Source organism: Salipiger bermudensis (assembly GCF_019801965.1).
Taxonomy (GTDB): Bacteria; Pseudomonadota; Alphaproteobacteria; order Rhodobacterales; family Rhodobacteraceae; genus Salipiger; species Salipiger bermudensis_A.
Window position 1 is genome coordinate 176,799 of sequence record NZ_JAHVIA010000008.1, and the last position, 25,959, is coordinate 202,757.

Here is a 25,959-nt window from a genome sequence, read left to right on the forward strand (position 1 = left end):
GTTCCGTGCTAGTTCGATAAATAAATGACCGTTTTGCGAAAGTTCCGACCCTTTCAAGGTCGATGGAAGCCGTTTCGGACAATGTGCCCTATCGGCCCAAAGCGGCCGCTCATGAAGCTCTCGGCCGATGGCCGCTTTCATCCGCCAAGATGATATGTCAGTTCGCATATCCTTGGGAAGCCTTAAACGCTGGTAGCACCTCCGAAAGGTGCATCCTATGCTTGTAAGTACACCCACATGAAAAATCTAAACCCTAAATATTTCGACCCAATCTTTCTGGATTCCGGGGGCTATTGATTTCCTATCCCGCACTCCAAATCGGTCAAACCGCTCCCCAAGGTTCTCAGACCAAGAAGGTAAGCCTTCAACATTTTCTATATCTTCTCTCCCACAACAAAAAATGATTGTCGCGAGCCAAGTCGTAACCTCGTGATTGTAGGCGGAATTGTAAGTATCATCGATTCTTTCTATTGTTTTTTCTTTGGGCGCTGCGAGATAATCTCGGAGTTCCGACGTCTGGGCATCTCCAGAGACAAGTTTCGCGTGAAGCTGAGGGTCTACAACCGAAGTGACAATAAGTGCGCAGAGGATATCTATATATCCGTCCTTGAAGTTTTTCTTGTGAACCTCATCAGGAACCAAAGCAACCTTGGAAAAGACCTTTCCTATATCTCTAAGTGAGACATCACGGCTATCAACGACGCACTTTAGCAGGCTTACACAACGGTCTGAAACACGCTGAGGAAGCTCCATGTCGGAAATAAGTTTGGATGCATATTTTGAAAATACACTTACTTCGCCGCGGCCACCGATCGCACGAGGGAGGGAGAACGATACATTTATGAATTTTCGGAGGTAACTTTCTGCGTCAATGTCTGCGCCGTACCTTGCTTTGACACTGTTCTCCAATGCTTTACCATTGACACCGAGTATAAAGTGGACTTTTGGCACCGAGAAAAAGTGCTTAATAACTTCCAGAACGGTAAGGGCATAGTCTGGTCGGCAACGGTCTAACTCGTCTACTACAATAACGATCGGTGCAGCTGATTTCTGGGTTAGTTCTGACAGCAAGTTTCGAAAATCATGCATCGCATCTTTTCGGACTCTTTCAACCTCCCATAGGTCTTGAACCGCATTTTTGGCTTCGCCGCTCGCTGCGTCCGCGATCACATCTCCCATTTCATCTAAATACTGTTTCGCACCAAACGTCGCCACCGAAAGAGCAATACCCAATGCTGGCTTTGCAAGTTTTGTCGCAACGGTCTTCCATTTTTTTACTGTTTCGGCTTGCTCATCTGGGAGGCGCGCGCTTACCGCAGTGATGATGGAAACGAGAGGATCGGTGAGATAATCGTTTTCAAATGCATCAAAATATATAGTTGTGGCCGTGCCGTTGTTTTCTGCAGTATGTGCTGCAACCCACCTTTTGAGAAAGAATGTTTTTCCAGATCCCCACTTGTCATCGAGCGCAAGGACAACCGGATTTTCTATTCGCTCAACAAGTTCAGACAGCTGGTTTGAAATGGACTTTCGCTCAAGAACATCATCTTCGAACCCAGTTTCATATAAGACGACGTCATCATCCTGCGGAAATAGTTTCATTTGTGGCCTTCTCAAAGCATTGGTTTCATCAAGTAGTGCCGGAGAAGATGAACCTCGTCGACCCATGTCAGACACTTTGCAGCGATGGATGTACTTCGCATAGCTGTCTTTGGTGCGGATTGCAGCGAATGCACACTTCCCCGCCCTTCCTGCCAAGACAGGCGACCTGTGCCAAGCCGAGCGCGAACGTCGTGAACGGGCTGTAAGCTGACATTTTTCTGACGACCGACAAGCTCCAGCCCCGAAAGTTAAAAAGGGCGGCAACCACAGGTCACCGCCCCTCCACAATCTCTATCAAACGCCCCCGCTGGAGCGTCCAGCCCTCAGCGCAGGATCGAGCGCCCGGCGTAGATCGCCGTGTCGCCCAGCATTTCCTCGATGCGGATCAGCTGGTTGTACTTCGCGAGCCGGTCCGAGCGCGCCAGCGAGCCGGTCTTGATCTGGCCGCAGTTGGTGGCCACGGCGAGGTCGGCAATGGTCGCGTCCTCGGTCTCGCCCGAGCGGTGCGACATCACGTTGGTGTAGCGCGCGCGGTGGGCCATCTCGACCGCCCGCAGGGTCTCGGACAGCGAGCCGATCTGGTTCACCTTGACCAGCATCGAGTTCGCCACGCCCTGCTCGATGCCCATCGACAGGCGCGCCGGGTTGGTCACGAAGAGGTCGTCGCCCACCAGCTGCACGCTGTCGCCGAGCTTCTCGGTGAGCAGCTTCCAGCCCTCCCAGTCATCCTCGGCGCAGCCATCCTCGATCGAGATGATCGGGTAGTCGGCGCAGAGCTTGGCGAGGTAGTCGACATTCTCGGCCGACGAGAGCGACAGGCCTTCGCCCTTCATCTCGTACTTGCCGTCCTTGTAATACTCAGTCGAGGCGGCATCGAGCGCGAGGTAGATATCCTCGCCGGGCTTGTAGCCGGCCTTCTCGATCGACTTCAGGATGAAGTCCAGCGCCTCGCGGGTGCCGCCGAGCTCGGGGGCAAAGCCGCCCTCGTCGCCGAGACCGGTCGACATGCCCGCCGCCGAGAGCTCTTTCTTGAGCGTGTGGAACACCTCGGAGCCCATGCGGACGGCCTCGCGGATGTTCTCCGCGCTGACCGGCATGATCATGAATTCCTGGATGTCGATCGGGTTGTCGGCGTGCTCGCCGCCATTGATGATGTTCATCATCGGCACCGGCAGGACGCGGGCGGCGGTGCCGCCAACGTAGCGGTAGAGTGGCTGCGCGGTGAACTCGGCCGCGGCTTTGGCGGTGGCGAGGCTGACGCCGAGGATGGCGTTGGCGCCGAGCCGGCCCTTGTTGTCGGTGCCGTCGAGCTCGATCATCGCGCCGTCGATGGCTTCCTGCTCGGTGGCGTCGAAGCCCACAAGCGCCTCGGCGATCTCGCCGTTGACCGCGGCCACGGCGTCGAGCACGCCCTTGCCCATGTAGCGGGTCTTGTCGCCGTCGCGGCGCTCATGCGCCTCGTGCACGCCCGTCGAGGCACCCGAGGGCACCGCGGCGCGGCCAAGGGTGCCGTCTTCCAGCATGACGTCGACCTCGACCGTGGGGTTGCCACGGCTGTCGAGGATCTCGCGGGCGTGAATGTCGATGATGGTGCTCATGGGTGCGTCCCTCGCCTCCAATTGGGTTTGAGCGAGCTATAACAGCCGTTGCGCGAAAGTAAACTTGCGCAGCGCTAACAGATGGGTAGGTGGCGCGATATCGCTAACATTTTCTTTCGCGGCGCCTCGGTTTTGCCAAATGCCGCGGCGCAGCTATTGTTTGTGGAGACAGGGAGGCAACAGGCAACGAACGCGGGCGCGAGAGGAGGCGTGCACCGGCAGGGAGCACGCATGGAAGACGAACTGGATCAGATCGAGCAGCAGGTCGCCGAGATCACCACCGATATCGAGGCGGTGATCCCTGTGCTGCCACATTGGGTGATGCCGGTGTCGGTGGTTGTGGCGTTCTTCGTGCTGGGCGTGCTGGTGTTCCGGCTGGTCTACGCGATCCTCAACCGCACGGTCGCCGGGAAGGATCTGTTCTGGCGCAGCCTCGTCGCCCGGACCCGCCGCCCGCTGCGGTTGGCGCTGGTGGTGGCGGCGCTCTTCGTGGGCGTCGCGGTGGCGCCGCTGAGCCCGGAGCAGACCGATTTCGGCCAGCACGCGCTGCTCATCGCGTTCATGGTGCTGGTGGCCTGGGCGCTGCACACGGCGCTGCACATCTGGACCACGGTGCACCTGCGCAAGTTCACCCTGGACTCCGAGGACAACTACCTCGCCCGCAAGCACGTCACCCAGAGCCGCATCATGGTGCGGCTGGCGGGCTGGGTGATCGTCATCGTGGCCACCGCGGCGATCCTGATGACCTTCGAGGGCGTGCGGCAATGGGGCGTGTCGCTGCTGGCGGCGGGCGGCGCTGCGGGCATCGTGGTGGGCTTTGCCTTCCAGCCGGTGCTGAAGAACCTCATCGCCGGCATCCAACTCGCGGTCACCCAGCCGATCCGCATCGACGACGCGGTGATCGTCGAGGGCGAGTGGGGCTGGGTCGAGGAGATCACCGGCACATACGTGGTGATCAAGATCTGGGACTGGCGCCGGCTGGTGGTGCCGCTGAGCTATTTCATCGAGCAGCCGTTCCAGAACTGGACCCGCGACAGCTCCTCGCTGATCGGCGGCGTGCTGCTCTACCTCGACCACTGCGCCGATATCAAACGCCTGCGCGCCAAGACCGAGGAGGTCTGCCGCAACTCGGCGCTCTGGGACGGCAATGTCTGCCACGTGCAGGTCAACGACTTCCGCGAGAGGGTGATGGAGGTGCGGGTGCTGGCCTCGGCCCGCAACGCGCCGCGGACCTATGATCTGCGCTGCGAAATCCGTGAGGAGCTGATCACCTGGATCCAGAAGGAGATGCCCGAGGCCCTGCCGCGCACCCGCGAGACGGTGTCGGTGGACGGCGGCAACCGGCCGCTGCCGGCGGGGATCGAGGTGCTGGGCGGATAGGGTGGTTGGGGGCGCTGCCCCCGCCGCGGCTGCGCCACGACTCCCCCGAGGTACTTGGAAACCAGAGAAGACGAGGGCGCAGCGCCCATGTCTTCTTCTGGCCAGAAATATCCCCGCCGGAGGCAGGCCGGACCCTGCGGCCGGGAGCGGATGTCAGGGACGGAGCACCGCGGTCTGGAGCCTAGCCAGGCGGTGCTCGCGGACGAAGCTGTAGAGCCCGGCGGCGAGGATCAGCGCGGCGCCGGCCCAGGTCCAGCCGTCGGGGCGTTCGCCGAAGATCGCCATCCCGAGCCCGGCGGTGAAGACGAGGCGCGTGTAGCGGAAGGGCGCCACCGCCGAGACCGGGGCCATGCGCATCGCCATGGTCACCGCGAGATAGCCCGCCGCCGTCACCGCCACCGCGCCCGCCATGTAGGCGAAGGTCGGCGCAGCACCCGAGAGCGGCGCGCCGGTGATCAGCAGCACCGCCAGGCCCACCGGAAAGATCGCCGCGAAGCCGTAAGCCGAGACCGAGAGCGAGGGGATCTGCGGTGGCAGCAGGCGGGTGACCAGGTCGCGCGCCGCGAGGCCTGTGACGCCGACCACAGGGAAGATCTCCCAGCCGGTGAAGGCGGCGCCGCCGGGACGGATCACCATCAGCATGCCGACGAGCCCCACGCCGATCGCCAGCCAGCGCCGCCAGCCCACCGGCTCGCGCAGGAACACCGCCGCGCCCAGAGTGACCACCAGCGGTGCCGTCTGCATGATCGCAGCCATCAGCGAGAGCGGGATCTTCGACAGGCCCACGATCATGCCGAGCGCGCCGATCATCTCAAAGACGTTGCGCAGCATGACCTTCGGCGCGAAGGCGTCGGTCAGCCGCAGCGGCACGCGGCGAAACAGCGCGATCGCAACGAGGAGCGCGCTGCAGCCAAGGCTCAGCATGACCATGACCTGACCCACGGGCGCGGTCTGCGAGGCGAGCTTCAGGAAGGCGTCGCTGGCGGCCAGCAACGCCATCGAAGCCACCATCAGCGCGATGGCGCGAAGCGTGTCCACGTGCGATCAGGTGATCACGTCGGGCGCGTCGCGCCCGGTGCGGGACTTGATCTCGGCGATGGTCTCGGCGGCGGCGATGACCTCGGCCAGCGCCGCCTGCGGATCGAGGCCGAAGGCGGCGGGATCGGTCTCGACCTTCTCGAGATAGACGCGCAGCGTCGCGCCCTCGGTGCCGGTGCCCGACAGGCGCAGCACCAGGCGTCCGCCGCCCTCGAACAGCACCCGCAGGCCCTGGCCCTCGGAACGCGAGCCGTCGACCGGATCGTCATAGGCGAACTCGTCCGCCGCAGCGACCGTCAGGCTGCCGAAAGTCGAGCCGGGCAGGGAGGCCAGCTGGCCGCGCACGTGCTCCATCACGCCCGCCGCCGCATCGCTGTCGACCGCCTCGTAATCGTGGCGCGAGTAGTAGTTGCGGCCATACTCGGCCCAGTGCGCCTCCATCAGCTCGGCCACGGTGCATTTCTTCACCGCGAGGATGTTGAGCCAGAACAGCACCGCCCAGAGCCCGTCCTTCTCGCGCACGTGGTCGGAGCCGGTGCCGAAGCTTTCCTCGCCGCAGAGCGTGGCACGGCCGGCATCGAGCAGGTTGCCGAAGAACTTCCAGCCCGTGGGCGTCTCGTAGCAGTCGATCCCCAGCTTCTCGGCGACGCGATCGACCGCCTGCGAGGTCGGCATCGAGCGCGCCACGCCCTTGAGCCCGTCCTTGTAGCCCGGCACCAGCGTGGCATTGGCGGCGAGCACCGCGAGGCTGTCGGAGGGCGAGACGTAGCAATGCCGGCCCACGACCATGTTGCGGTCGCCGTCGCCATCGGAGGCGGCGCCGAAATCGGGGCCGGTGTCGGACATCATCTCGTCCCAGAGCTGCTTGGCCCAGGTCGGGTTCGGATCGGGGTGGCCCTCGCCGAAATCCGGCAGCGGGATGGCGTTGAACACGGTGCCGGGCGAGGCCCCCAGCGTTTCCTCGAGCAGCCGCGTGGCATAGGGGCCGGTGACTGCGTGCATGGCGTCGAAGCGCATCCGGAAACCCGACTTGAAGAGCGCGCGGATGGCATCGAAATCGAACAGCTCGGCCATCAGCTCGGCGTAGTCGTCGACCGGGTCGACGATCTCGATTTCCATCTCGCCCAGCATCACCGTGTCGGTCATGCGCAGGCCGATATCCTGGCTCTCGGCGATGTGGAACTCGGCGATCTCCTTGGTGGCGTCGAAGATCTTGCCGGTGATGCCCTCGGCCGCCGGGCCACCGTTGGCGGCGTTGAACTTGACGCCGAAATCGCCCTTCGGGCCGCCGGGGTTGTGGCTGGCCGAGAGGATGATGCCGCCATCGGCGCCGCGCTTGCGGATCAGGTTGGAGGCCGCCGGTGTCGAGAGCAGCGCCCGCTTGCCGACGATGACCTTCTTGGCCCCGCTGGCGGCGGCCATGCGCAGCACCACCTGCGCGGCCTGCGAGTTGAAGTGGCGCCCGTCGCCGCCAAGGACCAGCGTCTTGCCCGCGACCCCGCCGATGCCGTTCCAGATACTCTGGATGAAGTTCTCGAGGTAATGGTGGGTCTGGAACACCTCGGTCTTCTTGCGCAGGCCCGAGGTGCCCGGCTTCTGGCCCTCGATCGGCTCGGTCGGGATGGTACGAATGCTGGTCATAATATCAGTCTCCTATCGCCCGGCACGTTTCATGATCCGGGCGGCGTTTGCAAGCACGGGGCTCGCCGCGATCTCGTCGACGCCGGCGGGCAGCCGCTGACGCCAGTTCGGGTATTCCCACACCGTTCCCGGCATGTTGGGCTGGTTTTCCATCTCGAGCATATCCTCGACCTGTAACGCCACCATGCAAGAGGCGGTCTCCGCCAGCAGCGCGGCCATCGCCTCGGGGCTCTCGGCGGCATGGTCACCGCGATAGGGCGCGGTGGCGCCGTCCATGCCTTCGACCTCGCGGCCGCGGAAGCCCATCATGCCCTCGGTATGCTCGGCCGGGATGATGCCCATGTCACGGCGCAGGGCGATCTCGCGGCCCTGGCGCCAGCCCTTCCAGGTCGGCAGGTCATGCGAGGAGAAGCTGGCGATGACGCCCACGTCATAGTCCTGCGGCGCCTTGTACCAGGGCGGATCGCCGCTGTGCTCGAAGCACATCAGTCGGCAGCCAAGGATGCCGCTGTCCTTCAGCGCGTGCTGAAGCCCGTCGGGGATCACGCCCAGATCCTCGCCGACGATCACCGCGCCGGCCCGCGCAGCCTCCATCCGGGCCACCGCCAGCATGGCATCGCGGGGCATGGTGACATAGGCGCCCGGCAGGTCGCCGTCGGGCACCCAGTAGGCGCGCTCGAAGCCGAGGATGTGATCGATGCGCAGCGCGCCGGAGAAGCGCAGCTGCTGGCGCAGGGTCGCGGCCAGCGCCTCGAAGCCGGTGTTGATCAGGTGCACCGGGTTGAACGGCGCGAGGTGCCAGTTCTGGCCCTGCGGCGCGAAGGCATCGGGCGGCGCGCCGAGGCTGGCACCGAAGGCAAAGCTCTCGCGGTCTTCCCAGGTCTCAGCGCCATGCGGGTGGGTGCCCACGGCGAGGTCGAGGTAGAGCCCGAGCTCGAGCCCCGCGGCCTGCGCCCGCCTCTGGGTCTCGGAGAGCGCGCCCTCGGAGGCGTATTGCAGCCATGCGTGTAAGCGCACCCGGTCCGAGAGATCATGCGCCGCCTGCGCCACCTCGGCGCTGTCGGGATCGTGGTAGGCCGCAGGCCAGCTGTCCCAGTAGGCGCCGAACCTCTCCGACAGCGCCTGGTGGGTCGCAAATCGGTGCAGCGAGGCGCCCTCATGGCGCAGATATTCGTCGAAGCCGGGGCCCGGCGGCGCGGCGCGGAACTCCGCCTCGAGCGCTGCCATCCGCGCCGGCAGTTCCTCGGGCAGGATCAGGATCGGACCGGGCGCCTCTGCCTTCGCGGCGGTCGGCAGGTAGAGCGGCGCGACACGGCGGCGATGCGAGGGGGTGTAGGGGCTGAACCCGCCGGGATCGGTGAGGAAGCCCGCGTGGATCGGGTTGATGCCGAGGAAGGCGGCGCCGGTGGGGCCGATGCCCTCGGCGAGCCGTGCCAGATCCTCGTAGCTGCCGAGCCCGCCCTCGGCCTCGCTGCGCAGGCAGGCCAGCGGCGCCATCAGGCCCCAGAGCTTGCGCGGCAGCGGCAGGCGCGCGGGCGCGCAGAGCAGCCAGCAACGCTCGCCATCGCTCTCGAGCAGGTGCCGGCCCAGCGGCAGCTCCAGCAACGCGCCGCGGCCCTCGGTCTGGCTGCCATCCTCGCGGGTCAGCTGCCAGGCGCCGGCGGGCACCACGCCGACCGGCTCTCCCGGCTCGCAGACATGCCAGCGCGGCAGCTCGGGCTCTGTGCGCTCAGGCGCATCCTCGAGCCCCATGGCGGCCAGAAGCGCTGCCTTGCTCTCTTCGCTCGCCACTTGCGTTTCGCCGTGCAAATCCCTGAATTCAGCAATGATACCTGCCTTCAGTGCGCGGTCGTGGATCGTGTCGCTCATACCGGTTCCTCCACGAGGGCAAGCACCGAATTGGCGGCCATCTGGATGGTGTCTCCGACCCGCTCGGCGATGAAATCGGGGTTCGCCGTGTCGACATGGCGCACCCAGCAGAAGCCGTCGGGCAATTTGGGAAGAGTCAGCGCGGTGGCATCGCCGGAATTGAAGGCGAGATAGATCGCCTCCTCGCGCTGCGCGTATTTCGGGGTGCCGCTGGCCATGCGGAACTCGGCGCAAAGCACCCGCATGTGGCCGTTGGTCCAGTCGGCGCGGCTCATCTCGTCGCCGTCGGGGCGCCACCAGAACAGGTCGGTCACGCCGTCGACCTTGCGCGGGATCGAGTGCAGGAAGCGCTTCTGGCGCAGGATCGGGTGGGCCTTGCGGAAGTTGATGAGCCAGCGCGTGAAGGCAAGGAAATCCTCGTCTGCGGCCTCCCAGTCGATCCAGGCGGTCTCATTGTCCTGCGCGTAGGCGTTGTTGTTGCCGTTCTGAGAATTGCCGAGCTCGTCGCCGGCGAGGATCATCGGCGTGCCCTGGCTGAGCAGCAGCGTCGCCATCATGTTGCGCCGGCGCTGTGCGCGCTTCTCGTTGATCTCCGTGTCGCCGGTGGGGCCCTCGACGCCGAAATTGTCGGAATAGTTCTCGCCGTGGCCGTCGCGGTTGTTCTCGCCGTTGGCCTCGTTGTGACGCTCGGTATAGCTCACCACGTCCATCAGGGTGAAGCCGTCATGGGCGGTGAGCAGGTTGACCGAGGAGGTCGCCCGGCGGCCGGAATGATCGAACAGGCCGGCCGAGCCGGTGATCCGGTCGGCCATCACCGGCACATGGCCAAGATCGCCGCGCCAGAACCGCCGGACGCCATCGCGATACTGGTCGTTCCACTCGGCGAAGGGCGGCGGATAGTTGCCAAGCTGATAGCCGCCCGGGCCGATGTCCCAAGGCTCCGCGATAAGCTTTTTCGTCGCAAGAACAGGATCTTGCCGGATTGCCTTGAAGAAGGCGCCATTCGGGTCAAAGCCGGTTTCGGTGCGCCCCAGCGTCGAGCAGAGATCGAAGCGGAAGCCGTCGACCCCCATGGTGGTCGACCAGTAGCGCAGCGAGTCGAGCACCATGCGCAGCACCATCGGGTGCTCGATATTCACCGTGTTTCCGGTGCCTGTATCATTGATATAAAAGCGTTTATCTTCGTGCAGGCGATAGTAGGAGCGGTTGTCGAGCCCGCGGAAGGCGAAGGTCGGCCCGTTCTCGTCGCCCTCGCAGGTGTGGTTGTAGACCACGTCGAGGATGACCTCGATGCCGACCGAGTGCAGCCGGGCAACCATGTACTGGAACTCCCAGAGCCGGCCGTGGCTGAGGTAGCGCGGCTCGGGCGCGAAAAAACCCAAAGTCTGGTAACCCCAATAGTTTACGAGGCCTTTCTTAACCAGAAAGCGATCATTGAGGAAGGCCTGCACCGGCAGCAGTTCGACGGCGGTGATGCCGAGCTTGATCAGGTGTTCGAGCACCGGGTCGGAGGCCAGTGCGAGGAAATGCCCCGGGTGGTCGGCGCCGGGAAACTGCTTCGTGAGACCCTTCACATGGGCCTCGTAGATGATGCTTTCCTCGAGCGGCGTGTTGGGCGCCTCATGGCGGCCCCAGTCATAGCTGGTGTCCTCGACGACGCATTTCGGCATGTAGCGGGCGCTGTCATGCGGGTCGGGCGCCTCGGCGCCGCCATAGAGCGCCGCGTGCCAGGTTGGATGGCCGGTGAGGCGGCGCGCATAGGGGTCGATCAGCAGCTTGGCGGGGTTGAAGCGATGGCCCTCGCGCGGCGCAAACGGCCCCTCGACGCGGTATCCGTAGAGCTGGCCCGGCATCAGCCCGGGCACGCGGCCATACCAGATATCGCCATCGCGCTCGGGCATCGGCAGCCGCGCGGTCTCGGTGCCGTGCTCGTCGAAGAGGCAGAGATGGACGGCCTCGGCATGCTCCGAGAACACGGCGAAATTGACGCCGTCGCCGTCGAAGCTCGCCCCGAGCGGCGCGGCGCATCCTGCCAGCATTTCCGGTCCGCTCATGCGGGGCGGACCATCTCTGCGTAAAGCGCCGCGTAGGTGGCGGCGGATTGGTCCCAGCCCACCGGGGCGGCCATCGCGTTGGTCATCATCTTCGTCCAGGTATCTCGATCCTGGTAGAGATTGACCAGTTTCATCAGGGCCTGCGCAAGGGCTTGCGCGGTCAACGGGTGGAACTGGAGCCCCGTTGCCGCACCGGCTGCCAATCCTGCAGGCGATGCGTTGATCACCGTGTCGGCGAGCCCGCCGGTCAGGCCGACCACCGGCAGGGTGCCGTGGCGCAGCCCGTAGAGCTGGGTGAGGCCGCAGGGCTCGAATCGTGACGGCACGAGAATGGCGTCGCCCCCCGCGATCATCCGCCGCGCCAGCGCCTCGTCATAGCCGATCTGGACCGCGACGCCGGGATGCGCTTCGGCATAGCCCTGGAAGGCGCGCTCGAACACCCGGTCGCCGCTGCCGAGCAGCACCAGCTGTCCGCCGCGGTCGAGCAGCGCGGGCAGGGCCTGCAGGAGGATGTCGAGCCCCTTCTGCTCGGTCAGCCGCGAGACCAGCACGCAGACCGGGCCGGGCCAGTCCGGCAGGCCGAACTCGTCGCGCAGCGCGGCGCGGTGCTCGGCCTTGCCCTCGGGGCTGGTGTAGGGCGGCATCCAAAGCGCTTCGTCGATGCCGTTGAGAATGCCCGAGAGATCCTCCTGACGCTCGCGCAGAACGCCGTCGAGCCCCATGCCGTATTCCTCGGTCATCAGCTCGGAGGCATAGGTGGGCGAGACGGTCGAGAGTTTATCCGCGTAGACAAGACCGGCCTTCAAAGAGCTGATATTGTTCCAGTATTCGTATCCTCGCTCATTGAATTCCGAGCGCGGAAGGCCGAGCCGGGAGATCATCGAGGCGGGCGACAGGCCCTGGAAGGCGATGTTGTGAATGGTCATCAGCGAAGCGACGCGATTGCTGGCGCCAAGCTCGCGGAGATAGAGCGGCGCGTAGCCGGCCTGCCAGTCGTGGCAGTGCATGATCTGCGGAAACCAGCCCTCGATGCCGTCGGCGCAGATCATCGCCGCGGCCACCGAGAGCGCCGCGAAGCGCTCAGCGTTGTCGGGGTAATCGCGGCCGTGGCTGTCGAGATAGGGGCCGCCATCGCGGTCGAATAGATGCGGCGCGTCGAGCGCGTAGAGCACCTGGTCGCCGAGCGCGCCGCGATAGACGCGGGCGAAGCCGCCGAACAGGTCATCCCATTCGGCCACCTTGCGGCGCCGGCCGACCTCGGCCATCACCTTGGGATAGCCGGGCAGCAGGGTACGCATCTCGACGCCCTTGGCAGCCAGCGCGCCGGGCAGCGCGCCCGCCACGTCCGCGAGCCCTCCAGTCTTGATGAGCGGCACGCATTCCGACGTGACGGACAGGACCTTGGTCATTTCTCGGCTTCCCTCCGATCCAGCATGCGCTGGGTGATGAGCGTCACGCCACCTTGGGTGACGCGGAACCACTTGGCGTCTTCCTCGGGATCCTCGCCGACGACGAGTCCCTCGGGGATATGTACACCGCGGTTTATGACAACATTTGTAAGCCGCGCGTGACGCGACACGTTGACGTAGGGCAGCGCCACCACCCCCTGCAGCGAGGCGTAGGAATTGGTGTGGCACATGGTGTAGAGCAGCGAATTGCGGATCTCGGTGCCCGAGACGATGCAGCCGCCCGAAATCATCGAGCTGACGGCGGAGCCGCGCCGGTCTTCCTCGTCGTGGATGAACTTGGCCGGCGGGACGAGCTCGGAATAGGTCCAGATCGGCCAGTCGCGATCCCAGAGGTCGAGATCGGGCGAGAAATCCGTCAGGTCGATATTGGCCTTCCAGAACGCATCCACGGTGCCGACGTCGCGCCAGTAGGCCGGCGCATCGGGCCGCGAGCGCACGCAGCTGTCCTCGAAACGGTGGGCCTGTGCGGTGCCCTTGGCGACGATCTCGGGGATCATGTCATTGCCGAAATCGTGGCTCGAGGCATCGTTGGCCATGTCCTCCATCAGCCGCTCGCGCAGGTAATGCCAGTTGAAGACATAGATCCCCATCGACACGAGGGTCTTCTCGGGATCGTCGGGCAGGCCCGGCGGGTCGGCGGGCTTCTCGAGGAACGAGGTGATGCGGTCGCGGCTGTCGACGGCCATGCAGCCAAAGGCGCTGGCCTCCGGGCGGTCCACGGTGAGGCAGCCCACGGTGACCTCGGCGCTGGTCTCGACATGCTGCCGGATCATCGCCTCGTAATCCATCTTGTAGATGTGGTCGCCGGCGAGGATGACGATGTAGTCGATATCGTAGCTGTCGATGATGTCGATGTTCTGCGCCACCGCATCGACGGTGCCGCGATACCACATGCCTTCCGAGACGCGCTGCGAGGCGGGCAGGATGTCGAGGAACTCGTTGCGCTCGGCGCGGAAGAAATTCCAGCCGCGTTGGCAGTGGCGGATCAGGCTGTGCGCCTTGTACTGGGTCGCCAGCGCGATCTTGCGGATGCCGGAGTTGAGCGCGTTCGACAGCGCGAAATCGATGATCCGTGCCTTGCCGCCGAAATAGACCGCCGGTTTCACCCGGCTGTTGGTCAGCTCGTGCAGCCGCGAGCCGCGACCTCCCGCCAGAACGAAGGCCATGCTTCGCCCCGACAGCCTCTGGTTCGTCCAAGGCATGTCCATTCCTCCTACATTGTCCGGTCGCCTCTCCCCCGTGGTTTGGTGACCGCTTGAAATGCCCCGTCAGCTACTCAGGTGTCGCGCACCAGGTAGATGGTCGAGAGCGGGGGCAGCATCACGTCGGCATGCGCCGGTTGCCCGTGATACGCGCCCTCCTGGGCCTCGACAGATCCGTAATTGCCGCGATTGCCGCCGCCATAGATCTCGGCATCGCTGTTGAGCGCCTCGCGCCAAATGCCGGCGGATGGCATCCCGAGCCGGTAGGCGCCGTGCTCCTGCGGCGTGAAGTTGCAGATCACCACGACCTCCGGGTCGTCCGGGCCGCCGCGCCGCACCCAGGAGAACACCGAATTCTGCGAGTCGCCGCCGTTGATCCACTGGAAGCCGTCCTCGAAGCAGTCCTTCGCGTGCAGCGCTGGCGTGTCGCGGTAGAGGTGGTTGAGATCGCGCACGAGGTGCTGGATGCCGGCGTGCTGCGGGTTGGAGAGACACTCCCAGTCGACCTGCGCGTCGTGGTTCCACTCGCTGCGTTGCGCCAGCTCCTGGCCCATGAACAGCAGCTTCTTGCCCGGGTGGCCCCACATGAAGCCATAGTAGCTGCGCAGGTTGGCGAATTTCTCCCAGTCGCTGCCCGGCATCTTGCCCAGCATCGAGCCCTTGCCATGCACCACCTCGTCGTGGCTGATCGGCAGGATGAAGTTCTCCGAGAAGGCATAGACCAGCCCGAACGTCATCTGGTGGTGATGGTAGGAGCGGTGGATCGGGTCCTTCTTCATGTATTCCAGGGTGTCGTTCATCCACCCCATGTTCCACTTGAAGCCGAAGCCGAGCCCGCCCTGATCGACGGGCTGCGACACGCCGGGATAGGCGGTGCTTTCCTCGGCCACGGTCATGATGCCCGGGTTCTCGCCATAGCTGGCGATGTTCATCCGTTGCAGCACCGCGATGGCCTCGTAATTCTCGCGCCCGCCATCCTTATTGGGGACCCATTCACCGGGGCTGCGCGAGTAGTCGCGGTAGAGCATCGAGGCCACCGCATCGACGCGCAGACCGTCGGCGTGGAATTCCTCGAGCCAGTAGAGCGCGTTGGCGGTCAGGAAATTCGAGACCTCGGCCCGGCCGTAATTGTAGATCAGCGTGTTCCAGTCCTTGTGGAAGCCCTCGCGCGGGTCGGCATGCTCGTAGAGCGCGGTGCCGTCAAACTGGCCGAGCCCGTGCGGATCGGACGGGAAGTGGCCCGGCACCCAGTCGAGGATGACCCCGACGCCGGCGCGGTGGGCGGCGTTCATCAGGTCGCGGAACTCGTTGGGCAAGCCGCAGCGGATGGTCGGCGCAAACATGCCGATGGGCTGGTAGCCCCAGGAGCCGTCGAACGGATACTCGCTGATCGGCATCAGCTCGATATGGGTGAAGCCCATTTCCTTGACGTAGGCGATCAGCTCGTCGGAGGCCTCGATATAGGAGATCGGGCGGCCCCAGTCCTTGCGGCGCCAGGAGGGCAGGTGGACCTCGTAGACCGAAATCGGCGCCTCGCGGTTCTGCATCGCCTCGCGCTTGGTCATCCAGTCGCCATCGGACCAGCCGTATTCGCGGATGTCGCGCACGATCGAGGCGTTGGCGGGCGGGTGCTCGGAGCCGAAGCCCACCGGGTCGGCCTTGCGCGGCTGGAGATTGCCGTCGGGCCCGACGATCTCGTAGCGGTAGAAGGCGCCGTCGCCCACGTTGGGGATGAAGATTTCCCACACGCCTGTGGCGCCGCGCTTGCGCATGGTGTGACGCAGCCCGTCCCACCAGTTGAAATCGCCAACAACCGAGACGCGGCGGGCATTGGGGGCCCAGACGGCGAAATGCGTGCCCTGGCAGCCCTCGTGCTCCATCACGTGGGCGCCGAGCGCTTCCCAGAGCCGCAGGTGGCTGCCTTCGCCGAGCAGGTATTCGTCCATCTCGCCGAGCACGGGGCCGAAACGATAGGCGTCCTCGAAATCCCACTCGGCGTCGTTTGCCGCGCCGCGCAGGTGATAGGGTTTGTCGCCCGGGACCTTGCCGCGGAAGATGCCGGGGGCATCGGCGAGCGGCTCGAGCGGGTGGGTGTCCTTGCCGATCACGGCCCACATCTGGCGGGCGCCGGGGTCGAAGGCGGTGACGTAGCGGTCACCGCCCTCTGTCCTGTGCGGCCCGAGCAGGGCGAATGGATCGTCATGCTGACCTTGGGTCAGGCGATGAAATTCCGAGACGGGAGGGTGATTTGCATCGGTCATGCCTCGGACTTTAGTGCGATTGACGCGAGCTGCAATGACTCGCATCAACTCTTATCGCGGGATCAGTCGAGCAAAGACTTGGCGTCCCAGATGTCTTTCATGTAGCCGCGGATCGTTCGGTCGGACGAGAACCAGCCCGAGCGCGCGGTGTTGAACGCGGCCATCCGGGCCCAGCCCTGCTGGTCCTTGAAGGCGGCATCCACCTCGCGCTGCGCGCGCCAGTAATCGCTGAAATCGGAGCACACGAGGAAGTAATCCGCGCCCTCGAGATTGCCGGTGATGTTGTGGTAGCGCTCGGGCTCGGAGGGCGAGAAACGGCCCTCGCGGATCACCTCGAGCGCCCGGGCGAGACGCGGATCGGCGGCGATGGCCTTCTGCGCGTGGCTCTCGACCATGCGGCGCTCCATAACCTCCTCCGCGGTCATGCCGAAGAGGAAGAAGTTCTCCGCACCGACGTGATCGCGGATCTCGACATTGGCGCCGTCAAGCGTTCCGACCGTGGGCGCGCCGTTGAGCGCGAACTTCATGTTGCCGGTGCCAGAGGCTTCCTTGCCCGCGGTCGAGATTTGCTCGGAGAGATCCGCCGCCGGCACCAGCCGCTCGGCCAGCGTGACGTTGTAGTTCGGCAGGAAGGCGATCTTGAGATACTTGTTGGTTACCGGGTCGGCATTGATCACCGCCGCCGCGTCATTGATCAGGCGGATGATGTCCTTGGCGAAGAAATAGCCCGGTGCGGCCTTGCCGGCAAAGAGCTTGAGGCGCGGCGTCCAGTCGGCATCCGGGTTGTCGCGGATCTCGAGCCAGTGGGCGATGGTCTCGAGGATGTTGAGGTGCTGGCGCTTGTACTCGTGCAGGCGCTTGATCTGCACGTCGAAGACCATGTCGGGATCGACATGGAAGCCATGCGTCTGACCCATCCAGTTCGACAGCTCGACCTTGTTGTCGCGCTTGACCTTGGAATAGCGGTCGAGCCAGCCGGCATCCTCGATGTAGGGCTCGAGCTTCTCGAGCTGCTCGAGATCATCGACCCAGTCGGCTCCGATCGACTCTGTGATCAGTCCGGCGAGGCGCGGGTTGCAGGCCAGGAGCCAGCGCCGCGGCGTGACGCCGTTGGTCTGGTTGACGATGCGGTCGGGGTGCAGGTTGTGCAGCTCTTCGAAGACGGTGGTCTTCATTAGCTCGGTGTGCAGCGCCGAGACGCCGTTGACCTTATGCGCCATGACGAAGGAGAGCTGGCCCATCTTGACCTGGTGGTCGGCGCGCATCGACTGGGTGCGCGAGGGATTGCGGTTGGCGTGCTCGTTGTCGATCTGGTCGATGATCTGGATGTGGCGCGGCAGCAGCCGGCCGAACAGCGCCTCGCCCCAGCTTTCAAGCGCCTCGGGCAGTAGGGTGTGGTTGGTGTAGCTGAGCGTGTTGCGGGCGATGTCCATCGCCTCGGCGAAGGGGATGCCGCGCTCGTCATGCAGGATGCGGATGAGCTCGGGCCCGGCGATGGCCGGGTGGGTGTCGTTGAGCTGGATCGCCACCTTGGAGGGCAGCTTGCGCAGGTCGCCGAACTGGTTGTTGAAGCGGCGCAGGATGTCGCGCAGGGCGGCGCCGGTCAGGAAGTACTCCTGCTTGAGGCGCAGCTCCTTGCCCTGTTCGGTGGTGTCGTCGGGGTAGAGCACGCGGGAGATCGTGCGCGCCAGCGCCTCGGGGGCGGCGGCGGCGGCATAGTCGCCATGGTTGAAGGCGGCGAGGTCGAACGGGTGGATGGCGCGGCCCGACCACAGGCGCAGGGTGTTGGCCCAGCGGCCCTTCCAGCCCACCACCGGCGTGTCGAAGGCCTCGGCCTCGACCTCTTCGGCCGGATGCCAGCGCACGGTCTCACCGTGGTTGGTCACATGACCGCCGAAGCCGATGCGGTAGCGGACCTCGGGGCGCTCGAATTCCCAGGCGTGGCGCTGGCCGAGCCAGAGCTCGGGCTGCTCGACCTGGCGGCCGCCGACGAAGCTCTGCCGGAACAGGCCGTGCTCGTAGCGGATGCCGTAGCCATGCGCCGGGCAGCCGATGGTCGACAGGCTCTCGAGGAAGCAGGCGGCGAGACGGCCAAGGCCACCATTGCCCAGCGCTGCATCCGGCTCATCTGCCAGCACTTCGTTGTAATCCTTGGAGAACTCGGCCAGAGCGGATTTCGCCTCCTCGACCAGCTCGAGATTGACGATGCCATCTTCGAGCAGGCGGCCGATGAGGAATTCCATCGACAGGTAATAGACCCGCTTGGCGCCGGTCTCGTAGGTCTGGTGGGTGGCCTTGAACCAGGCATCGACGATGCGGTCGCGCACCGCGTAGCTCAGCGCCATGCGCCAGTCTTCGAGGATGGCGTGCTCGGGATCCTTGCCGAAGGAATAGGTCAGATGGCGCAGGATCGAGTCGCGCAGGGAGGGCGTGGAGAGTTGCAGCATGGGCTTTGGGCTCGCTCGATAGGGTCAGAGGTGCTCCTGAGCGGAGTATGCTGCTATCAATAGCGCTTCCGGTCAGAATACAAGGTTACCGTCCTACTGGTCCTGCAATTGCAGCTGTTCGGTCAGGTGACATGCACAACCGGTAAGCGCTGCGAAGTCATCGGTGACCAGATGCACGGGGAACTGATCCATGAAGGTGCTGAACCGTCCCTTGTCGCGGAAGCCCTCGGTAAACCCGTTGTCGAGCAGGTAGGGGCCGAAATGGCGCGCCACGCCGCCGATCAGGTAGAGCCCGCCGAAGGGCAGGGTGATCAGCGCCAGATCGCCGCAGACCCGCCCCAGCAGCCGCGAGAAGGTCTCGACGGCGCGGGCGGCGCGGGGATCGCCCGCTTCCTTCAGTGCCATGATCTCGGCGGCGGACTTGTCGATCTCGGCGGCCTCGGTGACGCCATCCTCGTCGCAGAGCCAGTTCCAGATCCGTTCGAAGCCGCGCCCGGAGAGGAAATGCTCGACCCCGGCGCCGTCATGCTTGCGCGAGACGTATTGGAACAGCCGCAGCTCGTCATCCGAGCGCAGCGCCAGCGTGGCGTGGCCGGCCTCGCCCGGGGGTACCAGCGTCTGCTCGCCGAGCCGGTACACCGGCGCCGCGTTCATGCCGGTGCCGACGCCCACCACCAGCCGCGCCGAGTGCGGGCTGGCGGGCGCGCCCCTGTGCAGGGTGGTGAGGTTCTCGACGGGGATGTGCCCCAGCGCATGGCCCTGCGCCTGCATGTCGTTGAGCACCGCGAGGGTCTTTGCGCCGGTGGCCTCGTGCAGGATCTCGCGGTTCACCTCCCAGTCGAGATTGGTGAGCTTGCCGGCACTGTCGCGCACCGGCCCCGCCATGGCGACGCAGGCGGCATCCGGTTCGATCTCGGCGGCGGTCAGGTAATCGCGCAGCACCGCGCCGATGCCGCTCCACTCGGAATTGCGGTAGCGCTTGACGCTGGCCTCCTGCACGGTCGGTCCGGCGGCCAGGGCCACGCGGGTGTTGGTGCCGCCGATATCGGCGAGAACTGCGGTGATCGCGTGGCTCATGATCTGCCCTCCGTTAGCGCTCCCTTGAGTGCGTGGTAGGAGGCTTTGGGAAGCCGCGCAAGCGTGTCGAAGTCGACATGGACGAGACCGAAGCGCTTGTCGTAACCGAAGCTCCACTCGTAATTGTCGAGCAGCGACCAGCAGAAATAGCCCTTCACTGGCACGCCGCGGGCGATGGCGCGGCGCACATCGGCCAGATGCGCCTCGATATAGGCGATGCGGTGCTCGTCGGGGACTTCGCCGGCGACGATGTCGTCATGCGCGGCCATGCCGTTTTCGGTGATGTAGATCGGCAGTTCGCCGGTATATTCCCGCGCCGTGCGCTCGAGGAAGTTGAGCAGCCCCTCGGGATAGATCTCCCAGCCCATGTAGGTCTTGGGCAGGATGCCATCGACCTCTTTGACCGAGGGCCAGGGGCTAGTGTCGGCGGTGATGAGCTTGCGGGTGTAGTAGTTGATGCCGCACCAGTCGATCGGCTGCGAGATCAGCGCCATGTCGTCCTGCCAATTCTTCGGCATGTGCGGCTCGAGCCCGTCGAGCACGATCTGCGGGTATTCGCCCTTGAACACGCCGCCCATGAACCAGCGGTTGTAGATGCCGTCATAGCGCGCGGCGGCCTGGTAGGCCTCCTCGCTGCTGTCGGCGGGTTCCGACCATTCGAGGTTGAACACCCCGCCGAGGTTCGACATGCCGAGCCCGCGCATCACCTCGATCGAGCGGCCATGCGCCAGGAGCACGTGGTGCATCGCCCGCGCGGCGGCGCGGATGTCCTTGAGGCCGGGGGCCTGTCCGCCGAGGAAGTGGCTCAGCCACGCCACGCACCACGGCTCGTTGATCGGGGCCACGGTCTCCATGCGGTCGCCGAGCTTCGACATCACCACCTCGGTGAAATCGCCGAACCACTGCGCGATGTCGCGGTTGCGCCAGCCGCCGAGATCGGCCAGCGCCGAGGGCAGCTCCCAGTGGTAGAGCGTGGCATAGGGCTTGAGCCCGCGCTCGAGCATCGCGTCGGTGAGCCGGTCGTAGAAATCCAGCCCCTCGGGATTCACCTCGCCACGGCCCTCGGGCAGCACCCGCGCCCAGGAGATCGAGAAGCGGTAGGCATCGAAGCCCGCATCGGCCACGAGGTCGAGATCCTCGGCATAGCGGTGATAGTGGTCGCAGGCGACGTCGCCGTTCTCGGCGCGCACCACGTTGCCCGGCGTGTCGGCGTAATCGTCCCAGTGGGTGCGCCCGGCGCCGCCGAACTTGTGGCCCTCGATCTGGTAGCTCGAGGTCGCGGTGCCGAAGGTGAAGCCTTCGGGAAAGTCCTTTCGGGTCAAGAGCATGATGTCTAAATCCTAATCCGGTTTCGGGGCGGGGCCGGTGGACCCGCCGATGATCAGCTGTGCTTCGAGCAGATGGGTTTCGGGATCGCGCGCCGGCGCCGCGATGTGGCGCAGCAGCATCTCTGCGGCGAGCCGCCCGGCCTCGCGCACCGAGGAGCGGGTGGCGGTGAAGATCGGCATGTCGCGGCCATTGGCGAGATAGCTCAGATCGTCGTCATGGGTGATCACCGAGACGTCGCGGCCCATCTCGAGCCCGGCCTCGTGGATTGCCCGGCGGATGCCGATGGCGGTGATCAGCGACGAGGTCAGGAAGGCGGTGGGCGGCTGGTCGCTGGCCAGCATCTGCGCCGCCGCGCGGTAGCCGAAGGGCTCGGTCATCTCCTCGCCGCGGATCAGGCCCGGGTCGGGCGCGATGCCGCGCTCGGTCAGCGCCTCCTCATAGCCGATGCGGCGGCGATAGGCGAAATCCATGAACTCGAGCCCGTTCAGCAGCGCGATCCGGCGATGCCCGAGATCGAGCAGGAACGCGGTGGCGCGCTTGAACGCGCTGGTGTTGTTCATGTCGATCCAGCTGTAGGGGATGTCGAGCTCGGAGGCGCGGCCGTGCACGACGAAGGGCAGGTCGAGCCCGCGCAGGAAGGGAATGCGCCCGTCGGCCATCTTGGGGCCGTGCACGATGATGCCGTCGACATGGCCCTTGGCCTTGAGGCGGCGGTAATTGTCGGCTTCGTCCTCGTCGCCGGAAAGCGACAGGGTCATGTCGTAGCCGGCCTTGAGATAGGCTTCCGAGGCGCCGGCGATGAAATCCCCGAAGACCGGGTTCACCATCTCGTGCTGGGTCGAGATCGGGATCACGTGGCCGATCGCCATGGCGCGCCCGGTCGCTAGCCCCTTGGCGCGGGCATTGGGCGAATAGTTCAGCGCCCGCGCGGCTTCGGCCACGCGCTTGCGGGTCTGTTCGCTCACTTCCGGATAGCCGTTGAGGGCGCGACTCACTGTCGTCTGCGACAGTCCGAGATGGGCGGCGAGTTGCTTCAGATTCATGGCAATGTCTTCCAAAGCGCTTCGGATGATCGCCACAATAGACCCAAATCAAAGACGACGAAAAGAGATTTTGTTTACGCTCGAAAAAGCTGCAGTGCAGCATGGAAACTGTAGAAAAAGAAGCTACCTCGCGATTGACTTGCGGTTGGAAACAAGCAACCCTCGGCCAACTTCAAAGCGCTTTGGGGTGACTCGCCTCAAAGCGGTGAACGCGCGAGTCTATAGTCGCGAAACCGTGGAGGACGATCACATATGAAGTATCTCTCGAAACGCTCGTTTCTAGGCAGTGCCGCGATTGTCGCGCTGTCGACCGGTGCGGCCTTTGCCCAGGACATGCCCTTCGAAGTGGGCGAGGGCGATTTCCAGTGGGACAGCTACGAGGCCTTTGCCGAGCAGTATGATCTCAGCGGCCAGACCGTCGAGATCACCGGCCCCTGGACCGGCAACGAGAAGGAGAAGGTCGACATCGTCTTCCGCTACTTCGAGGAGGCCACCGGCGCCAACGTGAATTACTCGGGCTCCGACAGCTTCGAGCAGGATATCGTGATCTCGGCCCGTGCCGGCACCGCGCCGAACCTCGCGGTGTTCCCGCAGCCGGGCCTCGCCGCCGACATGGCCAGCCAGGGCCTGCTGACGCCGCTGCCCGACGACACCGCCGACTGGGTGTCGGAGAATTTCTCCGCCGGGGACAGCTGGGTCGACCTGTCGACCTACGAGGGCGAGGACGGAGAAGAGCATGTCTACGGCCTGTTCTACCGCGTCGATCTGAAGAGCCTCGTGTGGTACTCGCCCATCGCCTTCGACGAGATGGGCTACGAGATCCCCGAGAGCATGGAAGAGCTCAAGGAGCTGACCGAGCAGATCGTCGACGATGGCGGCACGCCCTGGTGCATCGGCCTGGGCTCCGGCGCCGCCACCGGCTGGCCGGCGACCGACTGGGTCGAGGACCTGATGCTGCGCATGCACGAGCCGCAGGTCTACGACCAGTGGGTGACCAACGAGATCCCGTTCAACGACCCGCAGGTGGTCGAGAGCATCGACGAGTTCGGCTGGTTCATCCGCAACGATGACTACGTGCGCGGCGGCGCCCAGGCCGCGGCCACCACCGACTTCCGCGACAGCCCCTCGGGCCTCTTCGCGGTGCCGCCGACCTGCTACCTGCACCGTCAGGCAAGCTTCATCCCGGCCTTCTTCCCGGAGAGCGCCGAGCTCGGCGACAACGTCGATTTCTTCTACTTCCCGTCCTACGAGGAGAAGGATCTCGGCAACCCGGTGCTGGGTGCCGGCACGCTGTTCTCGATCACCAAGCCCTCCGAGGCGACCGACGTGATGCTCGAGTATCTCAAGCTGCCGATCGCGCATGAGCTGTGGATGGCGCAGGACGGCTTCCTGACCGCCCACGCCGGCGTTAACCCGGAGGTCTATGCCACCGACGCGCAGCGCGCCATGGGCGAGATCCTCGCCGATGCGACCACTTTCCGCTTCGACGCCTCCGACCTGATGCCGGCCGAGATCGGCGCCGGCGCCTTCTGGAAGGGCATGATCGACTATGTCGGCGGGGCCGATGCCGAGAGCGTGGCCGAGACCATCCAGAACCGCTGGGACTCGATCCGCTGACGGTCTGACACCGTATCGATCTTCCCCCGTGCCCGGCTGGGCGCGGGGGGCGCGCATGAGGCTTACGGCGAGGGGAGCACGCCATGTCACCGATCCTTCAGGGCATTTTGACCATCATCATCGGGGTCGGCGGATGCGTGGGCTATTTCTACCTTTCCAACATCGTCCTCGACCGCTTCATCTTTCCGCCGCGCAAGGATGACCAGGGCCGCAATATCGCCCGCGCCACCGCGGTGCGGCCGTGGCTCTTCCTGATGCCGGCGATCCTCGCGCTGGGGCTCTACCTCGTCTACCCGGTGCTCGGCAGCTTCCTGCGCTCGCTCTACAACCGCTCGGGCAACGAGTTCATCGGGCTCGGCAACTACGTGCAGATGTTCTCCGAGCACGGCTTCCGCGTGGCGCTGTTCAATAACTTCCTCTGGGTGCTCTTCGTGCCCGCCGCCTCGACCTTCTTCGGCCTGCTGGTGGCGCAGCTCACCGACCGGCTGAGATGGGGCAGCATCGCCAAGTCGCTGATCTTCATGCCGATGGCGATCAGTTTCGTCGGCGCTTCGCTGATCTGGAAATTCGTCTACGCGGTCGATCCCAATATCGGCATCATCAACGCGGTGCGTGACTATTTCGGCCTCGCCGCCATCGACCCGCTGCAGATCCCGTTCTGGAACAACTTCTTCGTCATGATCATCATGGTCTGGATGCAGACCGGCTTCGCCATGGTGATCCTCTCGGCGGCGCTGCGCGGCATCCCGGAAGAGACCATCGAGGCCGCGATCATCGACGGCGCCAACCCGTTCCAGATCTTCTTCCGCATCAAGATCCCGCAGATCGCCGGCACCATCGCCGTGGTCTGGACCACCATCACCTTCCTGACGCTCAAGGTGTTCGACATCGTCTACACGATGACCGGCGGCAATTTCGATACCGAGATCCTGCCGAGCTACATGATGAGCTACATGTTCCGCGATGACGGGCGCGCCACGGCGGTGGCCTTCGTGATCATGCTGATCGTTACGCCGGTGATGATCTACAACATCCGCCAGGCGCGCAAGGAGCTGTAATCATGGATAATATTGCAGGTCATAAATCCTCGCTCAGCCTCGTGACCAACCTCGCGGTGCTGTTTCTCGTGGTCGTCTGGCTGATCCCCACGGTCGGCCTGCTGGTCTCCTCCTTCCGCGACCGCGAGCAGATCTCCGAGACCGGCTGGTGGGCGGCGATGTTTCCGGTGGAAAGCGCCGTGCGGACGCGCCCAGAGCCCGAGGGCGTGCGGCAGGACGGCGACTATTACGTGCTCGAGGGCAATGTCTTCGAGGCCGGCTCCGGCAGCGTCTCGGGCTTCGGCCTGACCGGGCGCGATCCCGGCGCCGCCGATGTCGGGGAGACCTTCGCCTGGTACGAGGTCGAGGTGACCGAGGAAGACGGCGAGCTCGACGACAAGCGCATCGAGATCGCCTATCCGGCGGATGGCGAGCCCGAATTCCCCGAGGCAACGGAAGATGGACTGCCGATCACGCCGGGCAGCGCAGTGCTGCAGCGCTCGCTGACCGTGGCCGAGAATGGCGATTTCGCTTACATCAACGATGGCGAGATCAGCCGCGCACCGTCGCTCTACGTCGTCACCAAGCAGCCGCCCGATTTCGGCTGGCAGAACTACCGCCAGATCCTGACCTCCGACGGCATGGACCGCGCCTTCATCAACACCCTGACGGTGACGGTTCCGGCGACGGTGATCCCGATCCTGATCGCGGCCTTCGCGGCCTACGCGCTGGCCTGGATGGATTTCCCCGGCCGCGGCTGGCTCGTCGCCGCCGTGGTGGGCCTTCTGGTGGTACCGCTGCAGCTGGCGCTGGTGCCGATGCTGACGCTGCACAACAAGATCGGCATCGGGCAGAGCTTCCTCGGCATATGGCTGGCGCATACCGGCTTCGGCCTGCCGCTCGCGGTCTACCTCTTGCGCAACTACATGATGGGCCTGCCGCGCGACATCATCGAGAGCGCCAAGGTCGACGGCGCCACCGATTTCCAGGTCTTCACCAAGATCGTGCTGCCGCTGAGCTTCCCGGCGCTGGCCTCCTTCGCCATCTTCCAGTTCCTCTGGACGTGGAACGACCTGCTTGTCGCCAAGGTCTTCCTGCCGTCCAACAGCGAGAGCTGGGTGATGACCGTCAAGATCGCCGACGATCTCCTCGGCTCGCGCGGGGGCGACTGGGGCATCCTCGCCGCCGCCGCCTTCGTGTCGATCGCGGTGCCGCTGGTGGTCTTCTTCGCAATGCAGAAATACCTCGTGCGCGGCCTGCTGGCCGGCTCGGTGAAATAAGGACGAACACACCAC

At 64.9% G+C, this 25,959-nt stretch carries 17 protein-coding genes; 4 read left to right on the plus strand and 13 right to left on the minus strand.

Annotated features, from left to right (window positions below; genetic code table 11):
- Positions 1–246: 246 nt before the first annotated feature.
- Together KUV62_RS18250 and eno are read right to left on the minus strand one after the other, a co-directional pair.
- Entirely contained in the window at positions 247–1,602 is a 1,356-nt protein-coding gene (locus KUV62_RS18250; protein WP_222605159.1) for a P-loop NTPase fold protein, read from the minus strand.
- Between the two features lie 323 nt (positions 1,603–1,925).
- Positions 1,926–3,200, minus strand: a complete 1,275-nt coding sequence (gene eno, locus KUV62_RS18255) for a phosphopyruvate hydratase (RefSeq protein ID WP_222605160.1) — start codon at positions 3,198–3,200, stop codon at positions 1,926–1,928.
- 231 nt (positions 3,201–3,431) lie between these two features.
- On the opposite strand from eno, the gene KUV62_RS18260 reads away from it, so the two are divergent.
- Entirely contained in the window at positions 3,432–4,580 is a 1,149-nt protein-coding gene (locus KUV62_RS18260) for a mechanosensitive ion channel family protein (protein WP_222605161.1), read from the plus strand.
- Positions 4,581–4,733: 153 nt separating this feature from the next.
- Here KUV62_RS18260 and KUV62_RS18265 read toward each other — a convergent pair whose 3' ends face one another.
- The 11 genes from KUV62_RS18265 to KUV62_RS18315 all read right to left on the minus strand — a co-directional run bounded on the left by KUV62_RS18265 (position 4,734) and on the right by KUV62_RS18315 (position 22,010).
- The gene (locus KUV62_RS18265) at positions 4,734–5,618 is read right to left on the minus strand and encodes a DMT family transporter (RefSeq protein WP_222605162.1); all 885 of its coding nucleotides are present in this window, start codon (positions 5,616–5,618) and stop codon (positions 4,734–4,736) included.
- A 6-nt stretch (positions 5,619–5,624) separates the two neighbouring features.
- A complete protein-coding gene (locus KUV62_RS18270; RefSeq protein WP_222605163.1) occupies positions 5,625–7,259 on the minus strand; it encodes an alpha-D-glucose phosphate-specific phosphoglucomutase in 1,635 nt (544 codons plus the stop codon).
- 12 nt (positions 7,260–7,271) lie between these two features.
- On the minus strand, positions 7,272–9,128 hold the full coding sequence (gene malQ / locus KUV62_RS18275) for a 4-alpha-glucanotransferase (RefSeq protein WP_222605164.1): 1,857 nt from the start codon (positions 9,126–9,128) through the stop codon (positions 7,272–7,274).
- Positions 9,125–11,182, minus strand: a complete 2,058-nt coding sequence (gene glgX, locus KUV62_RS18280) for a glycogen debranching protein GlgX (RefSeq protein ID WP_222605165.1) — start codon at positions 11,180–11,182, stop codon at positions 9,125–9,127. Before glgX ends, malQ begins: the two co-directional genes overlap by 4 nt.
- Positions 11,179–12,591, minus strand: coding sequence for a glycogen synthase GlgA (glgA, locus tag KUV62_RS18285; RefSeq protein ID WP_222605166.1), 1,413 nt, complete (start codon positions 12,589–12,591; stop codon positions 11,179–11,181). Before glgA ends, glgX begins: the two co-directional genes overlap by 4 nt.
- The gene (gene glgC, locus KUV62_RS18290) at positions 12,588–13,853 is read right to left on the minus strand and encodes a glucose-1-phosphate adenylyltransferase (protein ID WP_222605167.1); all 1,266 of its coding nucleotides are present in this window, start codon (positions 13,851–13,853) and stop codon (positions 12,588–12,590) included. The genes glgA and glgC overlap by 4 nt, the downstream gene beginning before the upstream one ends.
- Positions 13,854–13,927: 74 nt before the next feature.
- Positions 13,928–16,114, minus strand: coding sequence for a 1,4-alpha-glucan branching protein GlgB (glgB, locus tag KUV62_RS18295; protein WP_222605168.1), 2,187 nt, complete (start codon positions 16,112–16,114; stop codon positions 13,928–13,930).
- Positions 16,115–16,176: 62 nt separating this feature from the next.
- The gene (locus KUV62_RS18300) at positions 16,177–18,561 is read right to left on the minus strand and encodes a glycogen/starch/alpha-glucan phosphorylase (protein WP_222605169.1); all 2,385 of its coding nucleotides are present in this window, start codon (positions 18,559–18,561) and stop codon (positions 16,177–16,179) included.
- 93 nt (positions 18,562–18,654) lie between these two features.
- A complete protein-coding gene (locus KUV62_RS18305; protein WP_222605170.1) occupies positions 18,655–19,638 on the minus strand; it encodes an ROK family protein in 984 nt (327 codons plus the stop codon).
- A complete protein-coding gene (locus tag KUV62_RS18310; RefSeq protein ID WP_222605171.1) occupies positions 19,635–20,966 on the minus strand; it encodes a GH1 family beta-glucosidase in 1,332 nt (443 codons plus the stop codon). The genes KUV62_RS18305 and KUV62_RS18310 overlap by 4 nt, the downstream gene beginning before the upstream one ends.
- Before the next feature lie 12 nt (positions 20,967–20,978).
- Positions 20,979–22,010 carry a LacI family DNA-binding transcriptional regulator gene (locus KUV62_RS18315; protein WP_410000876.1) on the minus strand — a complete coding sequence of 344 codons (1,032 nt, stop codon included), beginning with the start codon at positions 22,008–22,010 and terminating at the stop codon, positions 20,979–20,981.
- 252 nt (positions 22,011–22,262) lie between these two features.
- On the opposite strand from KUV62_RS18315, the gene KUV62_RS18320 reads away from it, so the two are divergent.
- The 3 genes from KUV62_RS18320 to KUV62_RS18330 all read left to right on the plus strand — a co-directional run bounded on the left by KUV62_RS18320 (position 22,263) and on the right by KUV62_RS18330 (position 25,944).
- Positions 22,263–23,627 (plus strand): ABC transporter substrate-binding protein, encoded by a 1,365-nt coding sequence (locus KUV62_RS18320; RefSeq protein WP_222605172.1) that lies wholly within the window; start codon positions 22,263–22,265, stop codon positions 23,625–23,627.
- Between the two features lie 83 nt (positions 23,628–23,710).
- Positions 23,711–24,685 carry a carbohydrate ABC transporter permease gene (locus KUV62_RS18325; protein ID WP_222605173.1) on the plus strand — a complete coding sequence of 325 codons (975 nt, stop codon included), beginning with the start codon at positions 23,711–23,713 and terminating at the stop codon, positions 24,683–24,685.
- A gap of 2 nt (positions 24,686–24,687) precedes the next feature.
- Positions 24,688–25,944, plus strand: coding sequence for a carbohydrate ABC transporter permease (locus KUV62_RS18330; RefSeq protein WP_222605174.1), 1,257 nt, complete (start codon positions 24,688–24,690; stop codon positions 25,942–25,944).
- The last annotated feature ends 15 nt before the right edge of the window (positions 25,945–25,959 follow it).

Coding starts and splice junctions, on each gene's coding strand:
- KUV62_RS18325 (WP_222605173.1), top strand. CDS start 23,711: ATGTCACCGATCCTTCAGGGCATTTTGACCATCATCATCGGGGTCGGC.
- KUV62_RS18330 (WP_222605174.1), top strand. CDS start 24,688: ATGGATAATATTGCAGGTCATAAATCCTCGCTCAGCCTCGTGACCAAC.
- glgB (WP_222605168.1), bottom strand. CDS start 16,114: ATGACCGATGCAAATCACCCTCCCGTCTCGGAATTTCATCGCCTGACC.
- KUV62_RS18270 (WP_222605163.1), bottom strand. CDS start 7,259: ATGACCAGCATTCGTACCATCCCGACCGAGCCGATCGAGGGCCAGAAG.
- glgC (WP_222605167.1), bottom strand. CDS start 13,853: ATGCCTTGGACGAACCAGAGGCTGTCGGGGCGAAGCATGGCCTTCGTT.
- KUV62_RS18305 (WP_222605170.1), bottom strand. CDS start 19,638: ATGAGCCACGCGATCACCGCAGTTCTCGCCGATATCGGCGGCACCAAC.
- glgA (WP_222605166.1), bottom strand. CDS start 12,591: ATGACCAAGGTCCTGTCCGTCACGTCGGAATGCGTGCCGCTCATCAAG.
- malQ (WP_222605164.1), bottom strand. CDS start 9,128: ATGAGCGACACGATCCACGACCGCGCACTGAAGGCAGGTATCATTGCT.
- glgX (WP_222605165.1), bottom strand. CDS start 11,182: ATGAGCGGACCGGAAATGCTGGCAGGATGCGCCGCGCCGCTCGGGGCG.
- KUV62_RS18300 (WP_222605169.1), bottom strand. CDS start 18,561: ATGCTGCAACTCTCCACGCCCTCCCTGCGCGACTCGATCCTGCGCCAT.
- KUV62_RS18320 (WP_222605172.1), top strand. CDS start 22,263: ATGAAGTATCTCTCGAAACGCTCGTTTCTAGGCAGTGCCGCGATTGTC.
- KUV62_RS18260 (WP_222605161.1), top strand. CDS start 3,432: ATGGAAGACGAACTGGATCAGATCGAGCAGCAGGTCGCCGAGATCACC.
- eno (WP_222605160.1), bottom strand. CDS start 3,200: ATGAGCACCATCATCGACATTCACGCCCGCGAGATCCTCGACAGCCGT.
- KUV62_RS18250 (WP_222605159.1), bottom strand. CDS start 1,602: ATGAAACTATTTCCGCAGGATGATGACGTCGTCTTATATGAAACTGGG.
- KUV62_RS18310 (WP_222605171.1), bottom strand. CDS start 20,966: ATGCTCTTGACCCGAAAGGACTTTCCCGAAGGCTTCACCTTCGGCACC.
- KUV62_RS18315 (WP_410000876.1), bottom strand. CDS start 22,010: ATGAATCTGAAGCAACTCGCCGCCCATCTCGGACTGTCGCAGACGACA.